Origin of the sequence: Limnobacter sp. 130, assembly GCF_902506325.1 — a bacterium.
Taxonomy (GTDB): domain Bacteria; phylum Pseudomonadota; class Gammaproteobacteria; order Burkholderiales; family Burkholderiaceae_B; genus Limnobacter.
The window spans coordinates 12,057-35,050 of sequence record NZ_LR732331.1 but is presented as its reverse complement, the minus strand read 5'-3'; the positions used below and the strand labels follow the sequence as shown (position 1 = coordinate 35,050).

At 52.5% G+C, this 22,994-nt stretch carries 24 protein-coding genes; 15 read left to right on the top strand and 9 right to left on the bottom strand.

The window, feature by feature from the left end; genetic code table 11:
• Window positions 1-38 precede the first annotated feature (38 nt).
• Window positions 39-902, top strand: coding sequence for a ferritin-like domain-containing protein (locus FRIGORI9N_RS13000; RefSeq protein WP_159571982.1), 864 nt, complete (start codon window positions 39-41; stop codon window positions 900-902).
• Between the two features lie 12 nt (window positions 903-914).
• Entirely contained in the window at window positions 915-1,409 is a 495-nt protein-coding gene (rfaE2, locus tag FRIGORI9N_RS12995; RefSeq protein ID WP_159571979.1) for a D-glycero-beta-D-manno-heptose 1-phosphate adenylyltransferase, read from the top strand.
• Here rfaE2 and FRIGORI9N_RS12990 read toward each other — a convergent pair.
• From FRIGORI9N_RS12990 to FRIGORI9N_RS12970, 5 genes are all read right to left on the bottom strand, one after another.
• A complete protein-coding gene (locus FRIGORI9N_RS12990; RefSeq protein WP_159571976.1) occupies window positions 1,406-2,542 on the bottom strand; it encodes a mechanosensitive ion channel family protein in 1,137 nt (378 codons plus the stop codon). The two genes, rfaE2 and FRIGORI9N_RS12990, sit on opposite strands and share 4 nt — an antisense overlap.
• A 98-nt stretch (window positions 2,543-2,640) precedes the next feature.
• Window positions 2,641-3,039 carry a hypothetical protein gene (locus FRIGORI9N_RS12985; RefSeq protein WP_159571973.1) on the bottom strand — a complete coding sequence of 133 codons (399 nt, stop codon included), beginning with the start codon at window positions 3,037-3,039 and terminating at the stop codon, window positions 2,641-2,643.
• Between the two features lie 44 nt (window positions 3,040-3,083).
• A complete protein-coding gene (locus FRIGORI9N_RS12980; protein WP_159571970.1) occupies window positions 3,084-4,019 on the bottom strand; it encodes a PPK2 family polyphosphate kinase in 936 nt (311 codons plus the stop codon).
• Complete coding sequence (locus FRIGORI9N_RS12975; RefSeq protein ID WP_159571967.1) at window positions 3,994-7,584, bottom strand: indolepyruvate ferredoxin oxidoreductase family protein; 3,591 nt, start codon at window positions 7,582-7,584, stop codon at window positions 3,994-3,996. The genes FRIGORI9N_RS12980 and FRIGORI9N_RS12975 overlap by 26 nt, the downstream gene beginning before the upstream one ends.
• A gap of 111 nt (window positions 7,585-7,695) precedes the next feature.
• Window positions 7,696-8,340: an EcsC family protein gene (locus FRIGORI9N_RS12970; protein ID WP_159571964.1), complete on the bottom strand. Its 645-nt coding sequence runs from the start codon at window positions 8,338-8,340 to the stop codon at window positions 7,696-7,698.
• 322 nt (window positions 8,341-8,662) lie between these two features.
• Between FRIGORI9N_RS12970 and FRIGORI9N_RS12965 the strand changes: the two genes are divergently transcribed.
• From FRIGORI9N_RS12965 to FRIGORI9N_RS12915, 11 genes are all read left to right on the top strand, one after another.
• On the top strand, window positions 8,663-8,845 hold the full coding sequence (locus FRIGORI9N_RS12965) for a Flp family type IVb pilin (RefSeq protein ID WP_159571961.1): 183 nt from the start codon (window positions 8,663-8,665) through the stop codon (window positions 8,843-8,845).
• Between the two features lie 21 nt (window positions 8,846-8,866).
• Window positions 8,867-9,361 carry a TadE/TadG family type IV pilus assembly protein gene (locus FRIGORI9N_RS12960; protein WP_256366124.1) on the top strand — a complete coding sequence of 165 codons (495 nt, stop codon included), beginning with the start codon at window positions 8,867-8,869 and terminating at the stop codon, window positions 9,359-9,361.
• Between the two features lie 24 nt (window positions 9,362-9,385).
• On the top strand, window positions 9,386-10,351 hold the full coding sequence (cpaB, locus tag FRIGORI9N_RS12955) for a Flp pilus assembly protein CpaB (RefSeq protein WP_159571955.1): 966 nt from the start codon (window positions 9,386-9,388) through the stop codon (window positions 10,349-10,351).
• Entirely contained in the window at window positions 10,348-11,745 is a 1,398-nt protein-coding gene (locus tag FRIGORI9N_RS12950) for a type II and III secretion system protein family protein (protein ID WP_159571953.1), read from the top strand. The genes cpaB and FRIGORI9N_RS12950 overlap by 4 nt, the downstream gene beginning before the upstream one ends.
• 12 nt (window positions 11,746-11,757) lie before the next feature.
• On the top strand, window positions 11,758-12,957 hold the full coding sequence (locus tag FRIGORI9N_RS12945; RefSeq protein WP_236550894.1) for a hypothetical protein: 1,200 nt from the start codon (window positions 11,758-11,760) through the stop codon (window positions 12,955-12,957).
• A 119-nt stretch (window positions 12,958-13,076) separates the two neighbouring features.
• The gene (locus tag FRIGORI9N_RS12940; protein ID WP_236550905.1) at window positions 13,077-14,318 is read left to right on the top strand and encodes a CpaF family protein; all 1,242 of its coding nucleotides are present in this window, start codon (window positions 13,077-13,079) and stop codon (window positions 14,316-14,318) included.
• Entirely contained in the window at window positions 14,315-15,223 is a 909-nt protein-coding gene (locus FRIGORI9N_RS12935) for a type II secretion system F family protein (RefSeq protein ID WP_159571945.1), read from the top strand. The genes FRIGORI9N_RS12940 and FRIGORI9N_RS12935 overlap by 4 nt, the downstream gene beginning before the upstream one ends.
• 10 nt (window positions 15,224-15,233) lie before the next feature.
• Window positions 15,234-16,187: a type II secretion system F family protein gene (locus tag FRIGORI9N_RS12930; protein ID WP_159571942.1), complete on the top strand. Its 954-nt coding sequence runs from the start codon at window positions 15,234-15,236 to the stop codon at window positions 16,185-16,187.
• Between the two features lie 6 nt (window positions 16,188-16,193).
• Window positions 16,194-17,021: a hypothetical protein gene (locus tag FRIGORI9N_RS12925; RefSeq protein WP_159571939.1), complete on the top strand. Its 828-nt coding sequence runs from the start codon at window positions 16,194-16,196 to the stop codon at window positions 17,019-17,021.
• Complete coding sequence (locus tag FRIGORI9N_RS12920) at window positions 17,018-17,320, top strand: hypothetical protein (RefSeq protein WP_159571936.1); 303 nt, start codon at window positions 17,018-17,020, stop codon at window positions 17,318-17,320. The genes FRIGORI9N_RS12925 and FRIGORI9N_RS12920 overlap by 4 nt, the downstream gene beginning before the upstream one ends.
• 8 nt (window positions 17,321-17,328) lie before the next feature.
• Window positions 17,329-18,312: an ATP-binding protein gene (locus tag FRIGORI9N_RS12915; RefSeq protein ID WP_159571933.1), complete on the top strand. Its 984-nt coding sequence runs from the start codon at window positions 17,329-17,331 to the stop codon at window positions 18,310-18,312.
• Here FRIGORI9N_RS12915 and FRIGORI9N_RS12910 read toward each other — a convergent pair.
• Window positions 18,309-19,394 (bottom strand): HD-GYP domain-containing protein, encoded by a 1,086-nt coding sequence (locus FRIGORI9N_RS12910; protein WP_159571930.1) that lies wholly within the window; start codon window positions 19,392-19,394, stop codon window positions 18,309-18,311. The two genes, FRIGORI9N_RS12915 and FRIGORI9N_RS12910, sit on opposite strands and share 4 nt — an antisense overlap.
• A 149-nt stretch (window positions 19,395-19,543) precedes the next feature.
• Between FRIGORI9N_RS12910 and FRIGORI9N_RS12905 the strand changes: the two genes are divergently transcribed.
• Window positions 19,544-19,852, top strand: a complete 309-nt coding sequence (locus FRIGORI9N_RS12905) for a hypothetical protein (protein WP_159571927.1) — start codon at window positions 19,544-19,546, stop codon at window positions 19,850-19,852.
• Here the strand turns inward: FRIGORI9N_RS12905 and FRIGORI9N_RS12900 are convergent.
• Window positions 19,836-20,339: a disulfide bond formation protein B gene (locus FRIGORI9N_RS12900; protein WP_159571924.1), complete on the bottom strand. Its 504-nt coding sequence runs from the start codon at window positions 20,337-20,339 to the stop codon at window positions 19,836-19,838. The two genes, FRIGORI9N_RS12905 and FRIGORI9N_RS12900, sit on opposite strands and share 17 nt — an antisense overlap.
• Before the next feature lie 6 nt (window positions 20,340-20,345).
• Complete coding sequence (locus FRIGORI9N_RS12895; protein ID WP_159571921.1) at window positions 20,346-20,696, bottom strand: hypothetical protein; 351 nt, start codon at window positions 20,694-20,696, stop codon at window positions 20,346-20,348.
• Between the two features lie 128 nt (window positions 20,697-20,824).
• Here FRIGORI9N_RS12895 and tal point away from each other — a divergent pair, with 128 nt between their 5' ends.
• A complete protein-coding gene (gene tal, locus FRIGORI9N_RS12890) occupies window positions 20,825-21,775 on the top strand; it encodes a transaldolase (RefSeq protein ID WP_159571918.1) in 951 nt (316 codons plus the stop codon).
• On the opposite strand, the gene FRIGORI9N_RS12885 is transcribed toward tal, so the two are convergent.
• Entirely contained in the window at window positions 21,768-22,988 is a 1,221-nt protein-coding gene (locus FRIGORI9N_RS12885) for a CaiB/BaiF CoA-transferase family protein (RefSeq protein ID WP_159571915.1), read from the bottom strand. The genes tal and FRIGORI9N_RS12885 overlap by 8 nt on opposite strands.
• Window positions 22,989-22,994: the final 6 nt, after the last annotated feature.

Sequence of the window (22,994 nt, the reverse complement as noted above, 5' to 3'; positions counted from 1 at the left end):
ATCACAAAGTCAAATCTATTCAGTGAAGGTGGAGCAACATGTTGTATCCAGAGTTATTCAGGTCATTGGAATCCGTTCGTTGGAACATGGAGAAGGACATCAATTGGGATCAATTCGATGCATCCAGGTTGTCTGAAGAACAGGCCCAAACCATCAAAATGAATGCAATTACCGAGTGGTCAGCCTTGCCTGCCACTGAAATGTTTTTGCGAGACAACAAACACGACAGTGACTTTTCCGCCTTCATGTCGATCTGGTTTTTTGAAGAGCAGAAACACTCGCTGGTCCTGATGGAATACCTGCGTCGCTTCCGCCCCGACTTGCTGCCCACCGAAGAAGAGCTGCATGCAGTGCGCTTTGAGTTCGACCCGGCACCACCGCTTGAAACACTGATGCTGCATTTTTGCGGCGAAATTCGCCTGAATCACTGGTATCGCTGCGCCTCGGACTGGCACACCGAACCCGTGATCAAGCAGATCTACAAAATTATTTCCCACGACGAAGCCCGCCACGGCGGTGCTTACCTGCGCTACATGAAAAAAGCCTTGGTCGAAGTGGGTGATGGTGCACGTGCGGCTTTCAGCAAAATTGGTGTGCTCATGGCTTCGGCTCGCCGCACCCAAAAGCCTTTGCACCCCACCAACCTGCATGTGAACAAAGACTTGTTCCCCAATGACACGGTGCAAAGCCGCCTGCCCGATCCCGATTGGCTGGAAAACTGGCTGGATGGTCAAATTCGCTTTGATGCCGACTGGGAAAAGAAAGTGGTTGACCGCATTTTGCACAACATGAGCTTGCTGTTTGAACGCACCTTTGAATCGGTGCAAGACCTGAACCGCTACCGCAAGGAAGTGATGGCGCGCTTGGGCGCAACAGAACCACCTGTTGGCAACGCAGCCTGATTTGATTGCACTATGACAACAACAGGAAAACCGGCACGCTTTGAAAAAAAGGTGTGCCACCCCAGCGAACTTGCAGAACGCGCCAAACAACTCAAAGGCCCCGTGGTATTTACCAACGGGGTTTTTGATTTGCTGCACCGTGGGCATGTCACTTACCTTGACCAGGCTGCGCAAGAAGGCCAAAGCCTGATCGTGGCAGTGAACTCGGATGAATCAGTCAAACGCCTGGGCAAAGGCCCTGACCGCCCCATTAACACGCAAGCTGATCGAATGTATGTGCTGGCGGCGCTGGAATGCGTGGCCCTGGTCACCTACTTCGAAGAAGACACTCCATTGAATGCAATTTTGGCGGCCCGACCCGATGTACTGGTGAAAGGCGGCGATTGGCCCGTTGAAAAAATGGTGGGTGCCAAAGAAGTTCAAAGTTGGGGGGGCACCGCGCTTTCGATTGCGTTTGAACACGAGCGCAGCACCACGGCCACGCTCGAAAAAATCCGTAAACTCTAAACCTTGCCAGGCGCAACGCTGGCCTGCGCAAATTGTTCAGGCAAACTGGCCACATGCAACGTGGTGGTTGGAAATGCTATTTCAGCACCGTGTTGCTCAATGATCTCGGCGATTTTCAGCAACACGTCCTGCTTTACTTCGTGGAACTTCACCCAAATTGTGGTTTTGGTAAAGGTATACACCAACAAATTCACACTTGAACCACCAAACTGGTTCAGGTTCACAATCAAGGTTTGATCGTCGTCAATTTCGTCGTGATCAATCAACATGCGTTTCACACCGTCTGCAATCGCTCTAACCTGGGCAATGTCGTCGTAACGCACACCAATGGTTTCCTGAATTCGACGGTGCGTCATGCGCGATGGGTTTTCCAGGGAAATGGTACTGAAAGTGGCATTGGGCACGTACAGCGGGCGTTTGTCGAAAGTACGAATGCGGGTGAGTCGCCAGCCAATGTGCTCTACAGTGCCTTCAATGTTTTTATCCGGTGAACGCACCCAATCACCCACTACAAATGGGCGATCCATGTACACCGTTAAACCCCCAAAAAAATTGGCCAGCAAATCTTTGGCGGCAAAACCCACTGCAATACCGCCCACGCCACCAAAGGCAAGCACGCCTGAAATACTGAACCCCATATTTTGAAGAATCACCAGCACCGCGGTGATGATGATAGAGGCACGCAGCAACTTGCCAATTGCGCTCGCGGTGGTGGCATCAAGCGGTTCTTTGATCCGGTCGGGGTTTTGAAGCGCCACTTCAAACCGCTTTGCCAAACCAAACAAGAACCAGGTGATCAACACAATGATGCCAACCCGACGCGTGGGATCGATGAATTCGAAAATTTCGGCGTTGTTTGCCATGTGCGTAATTTTGGCCGCCCATGAAATACCCAACAGCCAAATCAGCAGCTTCAGTGGCTTGCGGGCACTTTCAAGAAATACATCATCCCAGGGATTGTTCGATTTTTCTGCAAGGCGCCCCAAATGATTGAACACCAAGCCAACAGAATAACTGACCAACAGGGTGAGAAAAACCACCGCGAAAACCTGGTACACCCATGTGTTGTAGGCCAAAAATTCAGGGGGCACACCCATGCCGACGAGCCATTCTTGTACGCTGGCAAAATTCATGACAACTCGTTCAATGAAACAAAAGAGACAGTGTAGAGAACCTGAAAAGCAAAAATGCCCCCGAGGGGGCATTTTTGGTGACTACATTTGACAGAAGTTTATTTCTTCTCGGCTTTTGCCTTACCGCTGGCCTTCGCATCGGCTTTCACGTTGGCGTTCACGTCGGCATTGGCCTTGACGTCAGCGGCTGACTCCACTTGACCAGTGCGCTTGCCAACTTCGCCTTTTGCTTCAGAATGCATGGCGCCAGCTTCGTTGCGCATTTCATTGCCCTTGGACTTTGCGCCTTTCACTGCCGCGCTGGATTTGCCTTTCAAATCTGCGTTGGCATTTGCATTGGCATCCGCTTTGGCCTTGGCATCGGCGTTCAAAGACACACCCGGCACTTCAGCGTTCACGCCAACACCAGTGTTCACACCCAAGCCCACCGCCATGGCGGAGGCCGAAAACATCAGGGTACTGGTGATAACGGCGAGTTTCAATGTAGTTTTTTTCATGGTTAAAGTCCCCTTGAAATTTTGTTTGGGAATCGAAATAACGGTTATGTTCCTTGGGCGGTTGACGACTTTCGCCAGAACTCGCTTTTTGCGACAACAGGATCTGGGTCAGGCCAAGCCAACCCCATGCGCTCCAGCGTGCCCACCAGGATTTCTGCCACCAGCATATTACGGAAACCTTTGTGGTCAGCAGGAATAATCCACCAAGGCGCCTGTTTGGTGCAGGTTTTTTCGAGCACCTGTTCGTAGGCATTGGCGTACATGCTGTAATTCTCGCCACAGTGAAGGTCTTTTTCAGTCAACTTCCAGCGTTTGTCGGGAGTTTCCCAACGCTCGACCATGCGTTGATGCTGCTCTTCACGGGAAATATTCAGGAAAATTTTGAGCACTGTGGTGTCTGTTTCAACCAGCAAGCGTTCAAAATCATTGGTCTGACGAAGGCGCGCTTCAATCCAGGTGGCCGACACATTGTCCTGAATAATCGGCATGATGATGCCATCGTAATGCGAGCGGTTGAAAATCACCGATTGCCCGGCACCGGGCACATGAGGATGAACGCGCCACAAAAAGTCATGTGCGGCTTCTTGCTCGGAAGGTTCTTTGAAGGACACCATGCGCAGGGCCATCGGGTGTACCGAACGCATAATGGCGCGGGCTGCACCGTCTTTTCCAGCGGTGTCCATGCCTTGCAAAATAACCAGCAGCTTGTGTTCGCCTTGTGCATAAAGGCAAGTCAACAAATGGTTCAGTCGTTCCGACAACTGGTCGACGCGCTCGTGCATGTCCTCTTTGGAAGGCATGTCGCCGTAACGGGTAGGCCATTGACGCAAGCGAACCGCTTTGCCATTGACCATACAGGCTTGCCCTAAAATTTCCCACTGACTTTCAGGCACCAAGGCATCGGGCAATACTTTTTCAGAGCGCTTGGTTTCTTTGCGTTTGGTGACTTTGGCTTCAGGTTTGTTGTCTGCTTTGGTCATGCTGATCCAGGTTGTGCTTGTTTTCCACGGACTTTTGAATCTCGAACCGCACTAGTTCAAATGATTGGGCACGAACCTGACCAAAACCTTTCACCTGATTGAACAGGTCAAGAAGGTGCTCGGTCTGTTTGCTGTGCTGCAACATTGAAGGATTATTGTGCATCAGTTCCAACCAGGTTTCAAACCAACTCACCAGTAAAGTCTGGTTTTTACGCTCTAAACTTCCTCTAAATGGGTCAAATGCAGTGTTTCGCAAGTGGCGCAAAGTGGCCAAAACCTTGAGCACAGGGAAAAACCAGGGGCCCAGTTTAATTTTTCTTGGGCGACTGCTGTGCCCGGCCAGCCAAGTGGGGGCAAAGTGAAAATACAGCTTGGCCCCCGGCTCAAATTGCGCCATGGCGTGCTGTTGCCAATCAGGGTTGGTGTGCAAGCGAGCCACCTCAAACTCGTCTTTGAAAGCCAACAATTTGAAATACGTGCCGCACAAGCGCACCCACTGGTGTTGTAAACCCAGCGACTCAAAACCCGAACGCAAAGGCAACACCTTGGCGGTAAAACGGCTTGCGAGTTTTGCGTTTTGATACTGCGTCAACTCGGACTCATAGCGGGCCAGCTTGTCATTGTCGGTCTCTGATTTGGTGGCAGAAGCGGCGTGGTTGTTCAACAAATCCTGCAGAAGGTCAGGCTGGGTCACCGCCAATCGACCCGCATCAAAAGCCATCAGGTTTTCATTCACTTTCACGCCATTTAATTCAATCGCTTTGCGCAGTGCAGCCAAGTGAAGGGGCAAACACCCCCGCTGCCATGCAGCCCCCAAGAGCAAAGCGTTTGCATACACGGTGTCACCAAAAAGGTGCTCGGCTAGCCACTGAGCACGAATGGGCGAATACTGCCGCTGCGGCTCGTGCAAGGCACGGGCAATATCTGCATGCATTTGATCTACGGGGGCGCACCAGTCTCGCTGGGCAATAAAATCGGCGGTGGGAGACGTGTCGGTATTCACCACGGCAAACGCAGCACTATTGAGTAATTCCAGAGTTTTCTCGTGCGCGGACACGACCAGGTCACCGCCTATCATCAAATCGGCTTCACCCACCGGAATTTTGGAGGACGCCAGGGTAATGCCCGCGGGCGCAAACTGCACATGAGAAAACACCGCACCGCCTTTTTGCGCCAAGCCAGCCATGTCCAGTGCCAATGCTTCCATACCCTGCAAATGCGCAGCCATGCCCAACCAGGCACCAATTGTTACTACGCCCGTGCCACCTACGCCATTGATCAGCACCGAATAACGATGTTCAAGATCATCGGGGTGCAGGTGAAATGGCGGCTCCACGAGACTGGCACACGCTTTGGCAAGCGCATGGTGATGCCCGGAAACATCGGGCTTGCGCAACTCGCCACCTTCGACAGTCACCAGGCTTGGGCAAAGCCCTTCCAGGCAACTGTAGTCTTTGTTGCAAGTGGATTGGTTAATGGTTCGTTTGACGCCCCAGGGCGTTGAAACCGGCTCTATCGACAAACAATTGGAATGCTTCGAACAGTCGCCGCAGCCTTCGCACACGCGTGGATTGATCAATACACGCTTGGCTGGGTTAGGAAACATGGGTTTGCCTGTGGCTGGATCAGTTCGCTTGCGCCTGCGGCGTTTTTCCGAGGCACAGGTTTGCTCGTAAACCAGCACCGTGGTGCCTTTGATGTCGCGCAGCAGTTTTTGCACCGTGTCCATGTCGCGGCGGTCGAACACTTCAATACCTTCGGCTTTGGGGTCTTCGGCCAAATCACGCAGGTGCACCCCAGGGTTGTCGCTGACAATCACAATTTTGGCAACATCCTCGGCTGCCAGTTGGCGGGTAAGTTGTGCAACGGTCAGCGTGCCGTCAAGGTGCTGCCCGCCCGTCATGGCCACCGCATCGTTGTAGAGTAATTTGTAGGTGATGTTTACACCGGCGGCGACACTGGCCCGAATGGCCAGAATTCCGGAGTGGAAATAAGTGCCGTCACCCAGGTTGGCAAACACATGCTGTGTTTCGGTGAACGGTGCCTGGCCGATCCACGGCACTCCCTCTCCGCCCATTTGTGTGTAGGTTTGAGTGTTTCTGTCCATCCACACAGCCATGTAATGGCAACCGATACCCGCCATTGCGCGGCTTCCCTCGGGCACTTTGGTTGAAGTATTGTGTGGGCAACCTGAGCAAAAGTAAGGCTTGCGTTCCACCGGCACGTGGGCTGAATGCCCTACTTCATGACTGCGTTCAATGGTTTTGATTCGGCTTTCAATCAGTGCTGTGATGTCGGCAGGCAATTGCATGTGGCGCAAGCGTTTGGCAATTGCCAATGCAATTAATGCTGGGTCCAGTTCATAGTGGCTTGGTAACAGCCAGTTACCCTGGGGCAAAGACCACTCCCCGCCCTCTCGACCATCTTCGGCCAGCCTTTCGTCAAACTTGCCATACACCTTGGGGCGCACATCTTCTCGCCAGGCATACAGCTCTTCCTTGATTTGATACTCCACCAATTGACGCTTTTCTTCAATGACGAGAATCTCTTGCAAACCCTTCGCAAAGTCCCGTATACCCACTGCATCAAGTGGCCAAACCATGCCCACTTTGTAAACACGCAAACCAATTTCCGCGCATCGCTGGGGGCTTAAACCCAAATCATTCAAACTCTGCAAGGTGTCCTGAAAAGCCTTGCCCGTGGCCACAATGCCGAATCTTGCACACGGTGAATCAATCACCGTTCGATTAATTTTGTTTGCACGGCAAAAGGCCAGCGCTGCATACAGCTTGTGATCAATCAACCGGGCTTCTTGAGCCAGGGCAGTGTCGGGCCAGCGAATATTCAACCCACCTTCCGGCATGTCGAAATCGGTGGGAACCACCGTAGTGTGGCGCAGCAGATCAATGTCGACTGTCGCCGAACATTCAACCACGTCAGCCACTGTCTTCATGCCAACCCAAACTCCCGCATAGCGGCTCATGGCATAACCCAACACACCGAAGTCCAGAATTTCCTGCACATTGCTTGGAAACAAGACCGGAATCATGGCCGCTTTCAGTACATGGTCAGACTGATGCGGCAAGGTGGAGCTTTTTGCGGCGTGGTCATCGCCAGCCACCAGCAATACGCCTCCGTGTTTTGATGTGCCTGCTGCATTGGCATGCTTGAACACATCGAGACTGCGATCTACACCGGGCCCCTTGCCGTACCAAAGACCAAATACGCCATCCACTTTTGCGCCCTGAAACAGATTAAGCTGCTGACTTCCCCACACAGATGTGGCGGCCAAGTCTTCATTGAGACCTGCCTGAAAATGAATGTTTGAAGGTTCAAGAAATTGTTTTGCCGCCCAAAAAGCCTGATCAACCGCACCCAAAGGGGAGCCGCGGTAACCCGAAACAAAACCGCCTGTGTTCAGCCCGTTCTTCCGATCCAGTTCGGATTGAAGCAACATGAGGCGCACCAAAGCCTGGGTGCCGGTGATGTAAATTTTTCCCTGGGAAAGCGTGTACTTGTCACTGAGCGTGACTGCGCGATACTGCGGTTGGTGTGGGGCATTCATGAGCACTTTCCTCCACGAAACAGATAAGTTTCAGCGAGTGCGAGTTGCCTTGCGTATGCCTTGTGAGCGACACGAGGCCCTAACCCAGTGTTACACAGAGCTCACAGGGCTTCAAGCCCCTTGGTCGGGTTGAATGTCTTTCACGTTGTCGACGTTGAACATTTCCTCGGGTCTTGGATAGCTTTTTTTGGATTTGCGTGCGGGCAATTTCTCCCCAGAGAACAACTCGACCGCAGTGCGCGCAACTTCTTTCGTATCCAAGGCGGCGTAAGCAGACACCACCGCGGCACCCGCCAGCGGAATGATTCGCGATGCAGTGCGCTTGGCCACCCGCTCGAATACCGCCTGTCCAATTTGTTTTGTTACACGGACTGCGATATCCCGGCTTCCGCTGCGGGTAAATCGATCAATCAGATCAAGCACCGATTTGGCTGATTTCTCTTCATGTTCCAGCGGAATCGATCTTTCATACTCGCGCACGGCTGTGTCCGTGACATGACTGAAAAGACAAGTCATGAGTTCTTGTTCGGTCAGTGGCTTCTTGTGACCAAAAGTTACGGCAATGTCAGCAACCATTTGCGCCTGAATCCGCCACACAATGATCAGATCGGGCAATACGGTGAGCATTCCCAGTGGGCCCACGGGCAAAGCCAATCCGCCCGACACGGCAGCCGCCTTTGCACAGGCTTTTTGCGTAATTTCCTTGGCGCGTTCATAAGGCCGCTTGGCCTTACCCGGCTCTTTGGAAACGGGCATACCGCCTGTGAGAAAACCAAAGAAGGCATGGAGGGGCCCCATTAGGGCTCTGGGTAAATTGGTCTTTTGCATGAATAGTTAATCAAAGGCAAATTGTTTCTGACAGTAACAATCAACAAGTCACAGACTTGGTTTACTATCGTAACTCACAAGGCGTAATCAGTTTGGGTGAAATTCCCTAAGATTGCTGTGGTCCTTGGGGTCAAAATTGTGAATAGACGGTGCAATTCACGGTCTGATCTTGGCTTTGATCCATTTGGAGTACCCCTAATATGGGGGAATTCGACCTAGAGTTCGATATTTTCACACAGGAGTGAATGTCATGAGCAATGCAGCAAACAAACAGTTGGTTTTGAAACGCAAGGAAGAAGGCGCTTCCTTGATCGAGTACGCAGTAATCGCGGCTTTGGTTGTAGCGCTGGCAGTGGCTGGTTTTGCTACGTTGGGTGGTGGTCTTGAAACAGCATTCGGCAACATCGTTAACGCCCTGACCGGTGGTGAGTAAGATCCTCGCCATTAATGCACAGTGAACTTCAATATTCGGGCCAGATCTTCTCTTTGCCACCGCACTGTTAAACAGCGCGGTGCCCAACTTGTTGAGCTGGCCCTGATGTTACCAATTGTACTCACAGTGATTTTTGCAATTGTGGGTTACAGCCTGTTGTTCATGGTGCAACACACGCTTAGTTCAGCAGTTTCACAAGCCGCACGAAGCGTGGCTGTTGCCGGTAGCACTGCCGACCCGGAAGCTGCGGCCAGGCAATTGTTGTTGAATTCCCTGCCCAGTGCAATGTACCCGGCGGGCTTTAGCTTTTCCACCGACCAATTGGCCGGTGCTGCTGATTGCGGCAACGCCTTGGGCGCGGGTACTAACCCAGCCTTGAGTTGCCTGGAATTTCGGGGGTTTTTTAACACTTCAGAAAATCCGTTTTTGTCCAATATTCCATTTGCAGATACTTTTTTTCCAGAACAACTCAGCGCCAGCGCTGTAGTTCTGTACCAGAACACCGACGCACTGTAAATTCTTCCGGGAGCCCTTCGCGACATGTCAGGAAAAACAAAAATACTCGCACTGCTGCTATTGGGAATCGGACTGATTTTCATGGTCATGGCCTTTTTGTCGGGTCAGAACGTGAAAAAAGGTGGTGAAGCCATCAAAACCGAACTTGAGCGTTTCCCGGTGGTGGTCAGCACAGTTGAAATCCAGTTTGGCAAACCAGTAACGCCCGAGATGTTGAAGGTCGAGAAATTTGCGATTGCCCCCAGTGGCTCGTTCACCGACATCGGCGATGTAATTGGCAAGAAGCCGCTGTTTAACATTGGCAAGGGCTTGCCCGTGACCAATCAATATTTTGAGTCAGGCGCGGTGGCTGCTGAAGTGCGTGAAGGTTATCGTGCTTTTGCCTTGCGTCTGGATGAAAACAACGTGGCCACCGCCAAGATCAAGGCCGGTGATTATGTCGATGTGTTCTCGATATTCAAATCCAACAGTCGCGACATTGAAGAAACAATTTCTCGCTTGATCATACCCAAGCTGCGTGTGCTGTCTGTCGGCTCCCAGTTAGTGAATGCGCCAGAAACAACCAATGCCGCCAATGACAAGGATGTAAACAACCGCCAGGTCAGATTGAAAGCAATGATGGTTGAGGTGCCCACCGCAGACATCAACACGCTGGCCATTGCGCAAACCCAAGGCGAATTGTTTGTGGTGTTGCGCAGCCCCGAGGAAGAAGAACTTCCTGACATGAGCAAATACCCTCAACCAGAGCCTGTGCTTAAGCCTGCGCTGGTGAAGGGCCCGGATGGCAAGGTCTTGAAAACCCAACCCACCGTAGAGTTGAGCGCAAGCGACAAGGCCTTCGCAGGAATTTCGCTGGACAACGCCATGTTGCCCGGCAGTGGCAACACAAAAGACAACAAGAAACCCGCGCAAACCACACAACGAGCAGCCGAACCGGCCACAGTTGAAGTGATTCGTGGCGGCGAAACAACCCGGGAAACAGCGCGATGAAGAACAACAACATCACCTTGAAAAGCGTGGTCGCAGCAATATCACTGATTGCCTGTGCAGGGCTGGTCAGCCCGCAAATTGCAGTTGGGCAAACACCTGCCGCGCCAAGTAGCGTAACGCCTTTTGTACTTACTTTGAGCACAGGATTCCAAAAAGTCATCAGCCTGCCCGGCATACCGGCACGGGTGTCCATTGGCGACCCCAGCATTGCTTCGGTTACCGTACTCAAACCCACCGACCGCGGCGGCAAAAATGCAGGTGTATTGGTAACCGGTTTGAAAACCGGCTCTACATCGCTTTTGATTTGGGACCGTGGTGCCAGCATGGCCCGGGTAATCACAGTATCAGTGACCGGTAAAGCGGCCGAAACCATATCAAACTTGAAAGACCTGAACCTTGAAACCGAAGGGCAGGTATTGAAATTGTCAGGTTCAACGCCCAATGTCAGCACCTATCAGCAAGCGCGTGAAAGCTTGATCAAGCCAGGCAGTGATGGAAAACAAGCCGAACTCATTGACCAAGCCACGATTCAAACATCAGGCACCGTGCAGGTGGATGTGAAAGTGGTTGAATTCACCCGCAGTGAATTACAACGACTTGGAATCAACCTAACAGGTCAAGTTAACGGTGGTGGATTTACCTACTCGATAGCAGGACCAGCGAGTGTGAGCGGTTCGGGCGGGTTATCCAATGCTTTCTCTTTGGCATTTAATAGCGCGGGCTGCGTTGGTGGAGCTTTGGTGGGCCAAGGCACCTGCGACTTGATCTCCGGCCTTAACGTCCTCCAAGCCGACGGTTACGCCAAAGTACTCGCCGAGCCTTCTCTGATTGCCCAATCCGGTCAGGACGCATCGTTTCTCGCGGGTGGTGAAATTCCAATTCCCGTGCCTTCTGGCAACGGCACCATTGGTATTGAGTACAAAAAGTTTGGTGTCGGTTTAAGTTTCACACCCACCATTTTGTCGAACAAAACAATTGCCTTGAAAGTATCGCCTGAAGTCAGCGACCTCGACTTTTCTCGTGGCACGTCCATTCAAGGTGTGCTGGTCCCCGCCATCTTGACTCGCCGCGCAAGTACCACTGTTGAATTGGGTGAAAACCAAAGCTTTGTGATCGGTGGCTTGATTAGCCGAAACATTATTGCCAATGCCAACCGGGTACCCTGGTTGTCTGAAATTCCGATTTTGGGCGCCTTCTTCAAAGGCAACACCTACAGCCGGGAAGACAAAGAACTACTTATCATCGTTACGCCACGATTTGTAAAACCCCGTGCAGCAGACGCGCCCGCCTTGGCCCTTCCGGGTCAAAACGTTGGCATGCGCCCACGCAGCGTGTGGAGCCAACTCTTCCTGCCCGCCGCAACAGAGCCAGTTCCAGGCTTCACCAACAATTAAAGGGAATCAGCGATGCAACAAAGCATGCCCCGAATATTGTTCATCAGTGGGTCTGACTCCAATTGGCTTTGGTTGTCAGACGCAGTGGGCGATCGTTTTATGCTGGTGCGCGAATCTGGCACTTTCAGCGAAATTACCAAACGCGTAGGCCTGGTATCACCCAGCATGGCGGTGGTGGATTACTCGCCACAGGTCGGCCTGGACGCCAGCCTGATCGTCAAGGAACTTCGAGAACTTGCACCCGACCTGCCTGTTGTGGCCATGGGCTCGAAAGACTCGACTGAAGACGTGGTCAATGCCCTGCGTTCTGGCGTAAAAGACTTTCTCAGCCTGGATTCCAGTGCAGGAGAAGTCACAAAAATTCTGACCGGTGTTGTTGAAAAAGCACCCAAACAAAGCAATGAGCGCAAAGGCTATGCCTTGGTTGTATTGGGTGGTCGCCAGGGTGTGGGTTCCACCACATTGGCAGTCAACCTGGCTGTGCAGCTGGCCAAACAAAACAAAGACAGCACTTTGCTGCTGGACTTTGGTTTGCCCTTGGGCGATGGCCTGGTGCATTTGCCAGCCGAAGACAAACAGGGCGCGATGGACTTTGTGGAATGTGTGCGCAACTTGAAACGCTTCGATGCCACCCTGGCAAAAACCGCGTTTCGCCGCAACAATGCCACCGGCGTGGCCATACTTTCACTGCCCAGAAACCTAGCCGACTTGCGTGACATTTCCGCGTCTGATGCATTGAAATTCCTGAACCTGATCAAATCCTTTTTCGAGAATATCGTGATTGATTTGTGCGGCTTCTCGAACATTGAATTTGTGGCCAGCCTGCTGCGAAGCGCTGATTCCACCATGGTGCTGACACCTCAGTCTGTACCCGGTATTGTGACCGCCGCCGAGCTAATCAAAGGCCTGAACGACAAAGGCATTGCAACCCAGACATTTGACCTGGTGGTCACGCCTTATCACAAAGACGTTGCGCTGGACGCAGAATCGATCGCCAAGAAACTGAACATTGAAACGGTACACACCCTGCCAGACCGGCGCGCACCCCTGATCAATGCCGTCAACGGCGGCCAGGTATTGTCCGCAGCCGATTCGAAAGACCCGTATGCCAAAGCAGTCGCACAACTACTCGACAGAGTGAATGCCAATCGCAAACACCTTGACGGACAGGGCGGCCTTGCAGGCACATTCAAGAAATGGTTCAACAAATGAGTGACATCATTTTCGGCCAGGAAGCGCCGCCCCCCAAGCCCTCGGAGCCTGAACACATTGAAGGCGCTGAGTCCAATGCAGCCGAGGACTTGCAGTTTGCCACCGCCAAAGTCAGCGACATGGACTCTGCGGTGTTGGCCGATGTGAAAGAAATGGCCCATGAACATATTCTGGCCATCATCGAGAAGAAAGGCGCTACTTTCGCCAAAATGGACAACAGCGCCCTTGAAAAATTTATTCAGGGTGAAGTGCAAAGTCTGATTTATGGCAAGCAGATTCCACTGAACGACTCCGAAGTCACCTTCGTGGCCGACTCGCTGTACAAGGAAATTGCAGGCTTTGGTCCACTTGAAGACCTGCTGGCCGATCCCAACGTTGAAGACGTCATGATCAATGGCTTTAAGGACGTGTATGTGTCCAAAATGGGCCGCATGGAACGCGTACAGGCCCGCTTTGTCGACAATGCCCACCTACTTCGCATTGTTCGCCGCATTCTGGCACCACTGGGCCGCCGGCTTGATGAATCCAGCCCCATGGTCGATGCCCGCCTGCCCGATGGCAGCCGGATCAACGTGATTATTTCTCCACTGGCCCGCGATGGCGTGGTGGTTTCCATTCGTAAATTCAGAAGCATCCCGCTGCGTGCCGACGACCTGATGGGTTTGGGCACCTTTGATGCCCGTGTGTACGAGCTTATGCAAGAGGCCGTTCGCAAACGTTGCAACCTGGTGGTCAGTGGTGCGACATCCACCGGCAAAACCTCCATGCTGAACGTGCTGGCCGAGTTTATTCCACCCGGCGAGCGCCTGATCACCATTGAAGACACCGCAGAATTGCAATTGAACCACCACCATGTGGTTCGCCTTGAAAGCCGCCCCGGTGGCCATGAGGGCGCGGGTGCAATTTCGATTCGCGACTTGGTAAAAAACAGCTTGCGCATGCGCCCGGACCGGGTTGTGGTGGGCGAGGTGCGCGGTGCCGAGGTTCTCGACATGCTGCAAGCCATGAGTACTGGTCACGATGGTTCCATGGGCACCATTCACGCCTCGACGCCACGCGATTGCCTGCACCGCCTTGAAATGCTGTCTGGCTTTGCGGGCTTCACCGGCAATGAAATGAGTTTGCGCCGACAAATTGCATCGGCACTGGACCTGATTGTACAAATCGTTCGGCTGCCGTCTGGCAAACGACGCATTTACAGCATCACGGAAGTGGCTGGCATTGTGGACGACAATATTTTGCTGCAAGACCTGTATCGCCATGAAAGCCGACTGGGCCCGGACGGTCAAGAACTGGACAACTGGGTCCCTGTGGTGCCTTATCCCAAAAACCCGAAAATCTCGCACATTCGCCTGACATGACATTCGGACTGATCGCCGCTGCCTTGGTATTCATCTCTCTGGCCCTGCTGTTGCTAGGCCGGGGTGCTGAAGAACAAAATCGCAAACTGGCGGAAAGTCGACTTGATGTCGCGTTGAGCAAATCCAGAGACCCATTGGCGCTGGAAAAAGATCCGCTTCGCAAAAAATACATTCCACAATGGATCACCGACAGCCTGATTTCAGCGGGCCTGTCGATCGACCGCGCATTGGGCATTCGTGTGGCCATGATCACACTGATACCGGCGCTGGCTGCTTTCGTTTTCCGGGGTGCCGCAAGTGCCGTCGGTGCACTCATTCTCGCCATTCTGGGCATTGCCGCTTATGTGTTGTATCGTCAGCGCAAACGCAGGCTGCAAATGCTAAGCCAATTGCCCAACTTTCTGGATGGCGTGGTGCGTGTAAGCGCGGTGGGTTACAGCCTCACGGTGTCTTTCAACACCGCACTGGAAAACGCCGAATACCCATTGAAAGAGGCACTCGGCTTGGCAGTGCAAATGCAATATGCCGGCCTGGAACTGGACCAAGCCATGCACCGACTGTCGCGCGTGTATGGCCTGACGGAATTCAAGCTGATTGCCTCCGTTGTTGCGCTGGCACTGAACTACGGTGGCAAAAGCGATATTTTGCTGGGCCGTCTGGCGCAGTACCTGCGCGACCGTGAACAACATCATCAGGAAATGTTGGCCATGTCCTCCGAGGCTCGCATGTCGGCAGTATTCATGTGCTGCCTGACACCCGCACTGGCCGGTATTATTCTGACGCTGAACCCTGCTTACCTGGGCACCATGTGGAACGACGACACAGGCCGCATGTTGCTGTTCGTCGCGGGACTGCTGCAAATTGCAGGCGCAGCGATTATTTATCGCATGGTCAAGAGCATTTAAGGGCGCCACCATGGACATGAACACATTTTTGGCGATTGGCATTTTCCTGTTGGGGCTGGGGTTTATCGGCCTGGCCTGGAGCCTGTTGAGCCAAAGCAACCGCAAAGAAAAAGCGCTGGCCCGAATTGATGAGTACACCGAACTTCGTCGCAGGGTTCAAAGCTCCGCTGCGGTGCGCAACCAGGTGCCCACCAGTGTGCTGACCGGAAGAATCGAAAGAATTGGCCAGCAATTCAGCAAAACCAAGGCATTTACCTACTTTGTAGAAGATGAAGACAAAAAACTGCTGGGACGGGCTGGCTTTGGGCGTGAAGAGGACCTTAGCCGGTTTGTATTGATCCGAATCGCACTTGGACTCCTTGGTTTGGCCATCGGGCTTTTCCTGAACTGGGATGCAGGTTTCGGGGCCATTGCGATGATTCAGGTGGTGGCGGTCACGGGCATTGGTTTCATGGCCCCCAAGTGGTACCTGAAAACCGTGGGCGAGGGTCGGGAAGCCGCTTTTGAACGTGAATTGGTGGCCGTGGTCGATGTGATGCGTTTGTTGCAGGGTGTCGGCCTGAGCGTGGACCAGTCCATCGAAGTCATGACCTCGCAACTGTATGACCTTGTACCCATTACCGGCCGCATGTTGCGTAGGTCCCGGGCTCAAGTCAAGTCGGGTGTACCGTGGATTGTCATGCTCAAGCGAATGAGCAACATGTACTCCAGCGACGAATTCAAATCATTTGTGCAGGTCTTGGAGCAAATCGAGAAGTTTGGCGGCGCTGTTCAGGAACCTCTGAAACAGTTCTCAGACCGACTCGTGGAAAAAGAAAGAGCCAATGCCAAAGAAACAATGGGCAAGCTGACTGTTAAACTGACGGGTGTCATGGTGATTACCATGCTGCCAGCACTTCTGATCATGACTGGCGGCCCGGGTATCATCTCCATTATTCGTGCATTTGAACGGGTCGGGGGTTAAAGCGTGTTGAGCAGTCGTCTAATTTTGGGGCATTTAAACCGGCAACTGGCCATATTGGCACTGCCATTCATTCTGGCCGCCTGTGCAACTCCGCAACAGGCACCCAATGCACCTGCATCGGAACCTGCAACAACACCCAGTGCGCCCAACATCGGCGCTACCAGCCCTACTCAAGACGCGCTAATTGAAGCCGAGCGCAAAGAACTTGACCGTGAAGACGAGCAAACCAGAAAAGCCCGTGCCGAACGCGAGAAAAACCTGCACCTGAAACTTGTTCAAACCATGATTGAGCAAGACAATGCCTACGCAGCCCTGGCTCACCTGGATGCTTACGACCAGAAATGGGGATCAGACAGGCAGAGCAAACAATTGCGCGCCGATTCGCTGCGTAAAACCAGTCAGTTGGACCAGGCAGAGCTGGTGTACAAATCGCTGCTCAGCGGACAAGGTCAGCAAAAAAGCGGGCCAGTCTGGTACGGATTGGGCAAAGTGGCCATTGAACGTGGCGACCTGAAAACAGCCGCGATTCGCCTGGAAAAATCGATTCAGGCGGATCCATTGAACATCAATGCCTACTCGGACCTTGGTTTGGTGTACCTGTTGGAAGGGCAAAAAGAACCCGCCTACAACACGCTGATGAAGGCCAACCAACTGGCCAGCGGTGATGCAAAGATCATGGCCAACCTTGCCCTTTGGGGTTTGGTGTTTGACGATTTCAACATGGCCATGGACATCGCCGACCGGCTGCAGTGGTCAGACAACACACGAAACCAAGTGATGTCACAAGCCAATTCCATCAAAAGGCGTTTGGACGCCAAAGGAAACCCACAATGAACTCGACCACGCCCTGGATATTGGCCGCACTCTTAGGTGCAGCCCCCCTGCTCGTTAGTGCGCAAGACACAGCCAGCAACTCTCAAGGTACCTTATCCATTTCAGGCACCACCGATGCAGAAACCGGCCTGAGCACGCGCACCTGGCTAAAAGAACAAGCCGAAGGCATCAATCGGGGTGAAGTCGAAGCCTACAGCGCTGAATCAGCGGGTAAAGCGTATCGTGCTTACACCGACTCCATTGGCGCGAAAGATCAGAAAGCACCCGTGTCGCAAGTTTCAACCATCAAAACCAATTAAATTTTCAAGTGCTGCGCCTGCTGCTCAAACTGCTTTCTTTCGTCACTGGCCAACGGCTGTTGACGCCAGAGCAGGCAAAAAGCCAACAGCTTGAGCTTGACGATTTGCGAACCAAGCAAGTTGCACTGGAAACCTTGTCGAGCAAGCTACGCAGCGAACTGAAGCGCCAACAGGCTTTGGCACTTCAGCAGATCGAGAAAAACCAAGACTCACACAAACAAACACTGACGGCCCAACTGTCGGAAATCGACAGCCTGAAGGAGGCGCTCAGCCAGCTGAATCAAAGTGTCGACATCGAAACCCAGCGACAAATCAAAGAGAACAATGACTTGCTCAGCCAACTCAACTGGTTGTCTGGCACCATTGCGCACGACTTCCGGGCACCACTGCGCGCCATAGACGCCTATTCCTTTTTTCTGGCCGATGACCTGGGTGAAAATGCCCCCCCCGAAGCCAGCAAATCACTGGAGGAAATTCGCCGCAATGGCAAACGCATGGGCGTGCTGCTCGATGCCCTGATTGAATACCTGCGCTTGGGTGTTTGCCCATTGAATATCCAACTGCACGATTTGAACGACACCCTGATGCAGGTGGTGAATGAGCACTTTGACTTCTCGCCTGTGCCGATTGAAATTCAGGTTCACGGCAAGTGGCGTTTTGACAAACCCATGATGATGAAAGCCTTCAAAGAGCTGATCGACAATGCAGTGAAATTCTCCAGACCTGTGGAGTCGCCAAAAATCATCATTCGACAAAGCAGCGCCAATAATCTTGAAATTATCGACAACGGTGTGGGCTTCTCAGACACACACGGTGCCCAGAAATTTCAGCTATTTCACCGCATGCACGGCAACGATGAATTCGACGGCGAAGGCATTGGCCTGGCCACCGCCGAACGCATTGCTTCTCGCCATCACATCACCCTGAATTTGAACCGCGTGGGCAATCAAACGGTGGCCAGTCTGCAATTGCCCGAACACGGATTGAACTAAACCACCTTCGACAACAACTCCAGCAGACCCGGCAGCTTGCCCAAATCACGCCTGGGCAAGGCATTGCGCACTTTGTTTCCGTCTGCAGAAGTGTCGACCAAAGCGGCACTGGGACCTGGCGAAGGTAAATTGCGAAACACCAAAACCACAGGGCTAATTGCGGTTTCACCCCGAATCAGGCTGCAACCAATTTGGCTACCGGTCAATTGCACCAAACTACCCGCTGGGTAAATACCCAACTCCTCGAGAATGATGGCTGTAAAGCAGCTGTACAAATGGTCCGCATGAGCAAACAAGTCTTTCACAGCCTGTTCAGCCGTGAAATTGTTGCGGTAGTCGCGCTGGGCCATTCTGGCATTAAATGAATCGCAAACACTCAACAACACCGACCCCACATTGTTGTTGGGTATCTGGTTTGGATAACCCGAACCATCCGGCAGTTCATGGTGCATGCGCACCGACTCAATCCAGATTTCATCCTTCACACCCAGCAATTTCAGCTTGTTCGCACTTTGCTCCGGGTGTTTGCGAATGGTCTCGCGCTGATCGCGCGACAAGGGCTCGGTTTGCGCCCGCAAGCGAGCTTGCAAGGTCAACATGCTGATGTTCATGGTCAACGCGGCTTTCAAATGCGAGGTAAGCTCACCGCCTGAAAACCGGTTACTGCACAAACCCACCCGAAACAGAGTCAAGGCCACCAGCATGTGGTGCATCACCGGGTAATCGTCGGCTGTGTGCCAAGCCAGGTAAGCATAGGCCAGGTCGAAATGATGAATGGCAATGTGCTTGAACCGCTCGGCAAGTTCGTCCATCACGACCACAAAGGTTTCAGGCTCTTCGTCCACCAGGGCCTTGGACAGCACCTTGTAGCAACAATCCAGCTCCTCAAACAAATCCTGTGCCTGAAGATACAGCAAGGTGGATTGGGTCAGTTCAGTTTCCAGTGCCACCAGGCTTTCACCCGCCACGCGTGTGGCAGGGTTGTAGCGTTTGCCGGAATACAAATACAAATGCTCGGGCGACAAAGACTTTCGTTGCAACAAAGGTTGCACCACCTGGGCATCTGAAATATTGATCAACATGGGGCAGACTCCTATTTGTCTTATTCATAACGTGTGAGCTGCCAAAAAAATGATCGCCCAATCGGTGGAGTCCACTTCGGGGATCTGCTGAACTGGGTCAAAAAAAGTGGTTTATTCGGAAAGTGGGGCGAAACACAAAAGTGAGATTCTTGGATCAAGTCAGATCCAGGTTCATCATCATGCAAACCATACAACTGCAAGCCACACCCAAACACGATTTCCGCTTTCCGGAAACCGTTGAGCTTCAAATGGCTGGCCCCTTACAGGGCAGTGATACCAACTTGGATGACGCACTGGCCGTAATTTTGCATGCCATCAGGCAAAGCAAAAACCCGAATGCCATGGACGCCTTGGGCACTTTGCTAGGCTATATGGAAACCCTTGAGAGAAAACAACAGGCCTGCCAAGGTACTGAGACTTGGGTCACCTTGGCCAACCCGGTCACCATGAGCCTTTAACGTATTGACGATTCCGGACTGTAACCAGCAACACAAGTCCCTGCGCCAGAAAACCGAGACCGCTCCACATGGGCAGCGACAAGCCCCACAGGGGCGGATATGCCTCGGTGCACAACCCATCTGCAATAAACATATCGGGCCAGTACTGCACCCAAGGCAAGGCATTCAAAGTGTTTTGAAGTGGATCCACCCCGCAGGTTTGAGCCGGATTGGACAACACCCACACATGGTAAAAAGCCACACCTGCACCTGCTAAAAAGCCGAGCAACGTCAACACCACAAATACCTTGGACCACACGCTTTGACGACTGCTCAAGCCGATACCCAAGAAGCCCAATGCGGTTGCAAGATAGGCATAACGCTGAATAATGCACAGCGGACAGGGAAACCATTCCTTGCTGATTTGAAAGAACAGTGCGGCAGCCAATGCGCCCAAGCTGATAAACAGACCAAGGCTGGCCCAAGGCCGTGCGGAAGAATATTGCATGATTTATTACTTGCTTTGAACCCAATCTTGGGTTGATTGAAAAATGGTACTCATGGCTGACAAATAGCGCTGGGTTTCTTCGCCCAGCGGGTTGTGTTCCATGCAGAGAAATACAAATCTGAGTTTTTTAAATCCAATGGTGCCGGCAGCACCAGCACTTCGATGTGCCATGGACTTGAAAGCTTTTTCTTCCATCGCAAACGGATCAAAACCTGGTACGAACCAGATCTCACGGGTTTCTTCAAAAAACTCTTGAGAAAATTCCCGCAGCATTTCAAGCCCCAGTTCATTTTCAAGACGTCCCCATTGATCAGAATCCATCAAGGGCTGTTGTTCAAGTTCTTGTTCGGAATACATGGCGGGTACTCATCGTTTGTTGTGTTTTTTTTAATTCCTACCCAAAGGATACTATTTCATTCATCAAACAAACGCCTTAAACGCCTATACTGAATCGTACTTCGTTGAATTTTCACTACCATCAAGACATGAGCAACGCATTAGAACAACTGAAACAAGTCACCACCGTAGTGGCTGACACAGGCGATTTTCAGGCCATTGCAGCCTTTTTGCCCCAAGACGCCACCACCAACCCCTCATTGATTTTAAAGGCAGTACAAAAACCGCAGTACATGCCTTTGCTGGAACAAATCAAGATCAAATATGGCCATGAGCCTCTGGAACTACAAACCGACCGGCTGTTGGTGGCTTTCGGCACTGAAATCCTGAAAATCATTCCAGGCCGGGTTTCCACTGAAGTGGATGCGCGGCTTAGCTTCGACACCGAGGCCACCATTGCCCGCGCCAAGCGAATTGTGTCGCTTTACAAAACAGAAGGCATTGACACCGAAAAACGGGTGTTGATCAAGATTGCATCCACGTGGGAAGGCATTCAGGCAGCAAAAGCACTGGAAGCCGAAGGCATTCACTGCAACCTGACTTTGCTGTTTTCACCCATTCAAGCTCACGCCTGTGCGCAAGCCGGTGTCCAACTGATTTCACCGTTTGTGGGCCGAATTTACGACTGGTACAAAAAGTCCGCAGGCAACACCTGGGACGAAGCGGCCAATGCGGGTGTGAACGACCCGGGTGTGCAATCGGTGCGCCGCATTTACGCCTATTACAAGCAAAATGGAATTCGCACCGAAGTGATGGGCGCAAGCTTTCGCAACGCGGGGCAAATCAAGGCACTGGCGGGTTGCGACCTGCTGACCATCAGCCCCGAACTGCTGGCCGAGTTGAAAGCCGATGAAGTGGCATTGAAAGTGGACTTGAACACCGAATGGGCACTTGCCCAAGCACAGGAAACCTTCCCGAACGGTGAAACCGCATTTCGCTTTGAACTGAATGCCGACGCCATGGGTACAGAAAAACTGGCCGAAGGCATTCGGGCATTTGTGAAAGATTCAATGACGCTGGATGAGTTGCTACTTAAATAACGCCGTCATCCACCATCCGTTGAATGTCTTCAGCTGAATACCCAAGGTCAGCCAACACCTGCGCATTGTGCTCCCCAAGCTTGGGCCCAAGCCAACGGGTTTGCCCGGGCGTGGCGCTGAGCTTGGGCACAATGCCGGGCACCTTCAGGGTACGGTCCTCGCCAAAGGCATGTTCTTCGATCATGCCGCGTGCCGCAAATTGCGGATCATGCACAATGTCTTCGATGCTGTAAATTTTGCTGGCAGGCACATCGGCTTTTTCGAGTACATCCAGTGCCTCGTCAATGCTGCGTTCCTTGCACCATTGTGCAATTGTGTCGTCAATTAACTCGGTGTGGCGCACCCGGCCATCGTTGCTGGCCATGTCTGGGTTTTCAGCAAAATCGCTTCGGCCCATGGCCAGCATCAAGCGCTTGAAAATGGCATCGCCATTGCCGCCAATCACAATAAAACCACCGCAACCACAGGTGTATGTGTTCGAAGGCACAATGCCCGGCAAGCTGGCACCCGAACGTTTGCGCACCACGCCCGCGAAATCGTATTCCGGCAACAGGCTTTCCATCATGTTGAACACTGACTCATACAAAGCCACATCCACCACTTGGCCCTTGCCTGTTTTGTGGCGGTGCTGAAGTGCCATCAGCGCACCGATGACCGCATGCAAACCTGCCAGGGAATCGCCAATTGAAATACCCACACGCACAGGCGGGCGGTCGGTGTCGCCACTCAAAAAACGCATGCCCCCAATCGATTCCGCAATGGCACCAAAACCCGGGCGATCTTTGTAGGGGCCTGTTTGCCCATAGCCACTTAGGCGCACCACAATCAGGGCAGGATTCATGGCCTGAAGTTGCTCAGGGCTTAAACCCCATTTTTCAAGTTGACCGGGGCGAAAATTCTCCACCAGCATGTCGGCACTTTCAATCAACTTGCGCAACACAGCAAGCCCTTCTTCGGCTTTTAAATTCAGCGTAATTGATTTTTTGTTGCGAGCCTGAACAGCCCACCACAATGAATTGCCCTCGTGCAGAACACGCCATTTGCGTATGGGGTCGCCACTTCCGGGCGTTTCAACCTTGATGACTTCCGCGCCAAACTCGCCGAGCATTCTGCTGGCAAAAGGGCCTGCAATCAAGGACCCCAATTCAAGCACACGAATACCAGTCAACGGACCGTTTTGTGCAGTTTCGGAATTGCTGTGTTGGTCGGTCATGGAGAT

Coding starts and splice junctions, on each gene's coding strand:
- FRIGORI9N_RS13000 (WP_159571982.1), top strand. CDS start 39: ATGTTGTATCCAGAGTTATTCAGGTCATTGGAATCCGTTCGTTGGAAC.
- rfaE2 (WP_159571979.1), top strand. CDS start 915: ATGACAACAACAGGAAAACCGGCACGCTTTGAAAAAAAGGTGTGCCAC.
- FRIGORI9N_RS12990 (WP_159571976.1), bottom strand. CDS start 2,542: ATGAATTTTGCCAGCGTACAAGAATGGCTCGTCGGCATGGGTGTGCCC.
- FRIGORI9N_RS12985 (WP_159571973.1), bottom strand. CDS start 3,039: ATGAAAAAAACTACATTGAAACTCGCCGTTATCACCAGTACCCTGATG.
- FRIGORI9N_RS12980 (WP_159571970.1), bottom strand. CDS start 4,019: ATGACCAAAGCAGACAACAAACCTGAAGCCAAAGTCACCAAACGCAAA.
- FRIGORI9N_RS12975 (WP_159571967.1), bottom strand. CDS start 7,584: ATGAATGCCCCACACCAACCGCAGTATCGCGCAGTCACGCTCAGTGAC.
- FRIGORI9N_RS12970 (WP_159571964.1), bottom strand. CDS start 8,340: ATGCCCGTTTCCAAAGAGCCGGGTAAGGCCAAGCGGCCTTATGAACGC.
- FRIGORI9N_RS12965 (WP_159571961.1), top strand. CDS start 8,663: ATGAGCAATGCAGCAAACAAACAGTTGGTTTTGAAACGCAAGGAAGAA.
- cpaB (WP_159571955.1), top strand. CDS start 9,386: ATGTCAGGAAAAACAAAAATACTCGCACTGCTGCTATTGGGAATCGGA.
- FRIGORI9N_RS12950 (WP_159571953.1), top strand. CDS start 10,348: ATGAAGAACAACAACATCACCTTGAAAAGCGTGGTCGCAGCAATATCA.
- FRIGORI9N_RS12945 (WP_236550894.1), top strand. CDS start 11,758: ATGCAACAAAGCATGCCCCGAATATTGTTCATCAGTGGGTCTGACTCC.
- FRIGORI9N_RS12940 (WP_236550905.1), top strand. CDS start 13,077: ATGGACTCTGCGGTGTTGGCCGATGTGAAAGAAATGGCCCATGAACAT.
- FRIGORI9N_RS12935 (WP_159571945.1), top strand. CDS start 14,315: ATGACATTCGGACTGATCGCCGCTGCCTTGGTATTCATCTCTCTGGCC.
- FRIGORI9N_RS12930 (WP_159571942.1), top strand. CDS start 15,234: ATGGACATGAACACATTTTTGGCGATTGGCATTTTCCTGTTGGGGCTG.
- FRIGORI9N_RS12920 (WP_159571936.1), top strand. CDS start 17,018: ATGAACTCGACCACGCCCTGGATATTGGCCGCACTCTTAGGTGCAGCC.
- FRIGORI9N_RS12910 (WP_159571930.1), bottom strand. CDS start 19,394: ATGTTGATCAATATTTCAGATGCCCAGGTGGTGCAACCTTTGTTGCAA.
- FRIGORI9N_RS12900 (WP_159571924.1), bottom strand. CDS start 20,339: ATGCAATATTCTTCCGCACGGCCTTGGGCCAGCCTTGGTCTGTTTATC.
- FRIGORI9N_RS12895 (WP_159571921.1), bottom strand. CDS start 20,696: ATGTATTCCGAACAAGAACTTGAACAACAGCCCTTGATGGATTCTGAT.
- tal (WP_159571918.1), top strand. CDS start 20,825: ATGAGCAACGCATTAGAACAACTGAAACAAGTCACCACCGTAGTGGCT.
- FRIGORI9N_RS12885 (WP_159571915.1), bottom strand. CDS start 22,988: ATGACCGACCAACACAGCAATTCCGAAACTGCACAAAACGGTCCGTTG.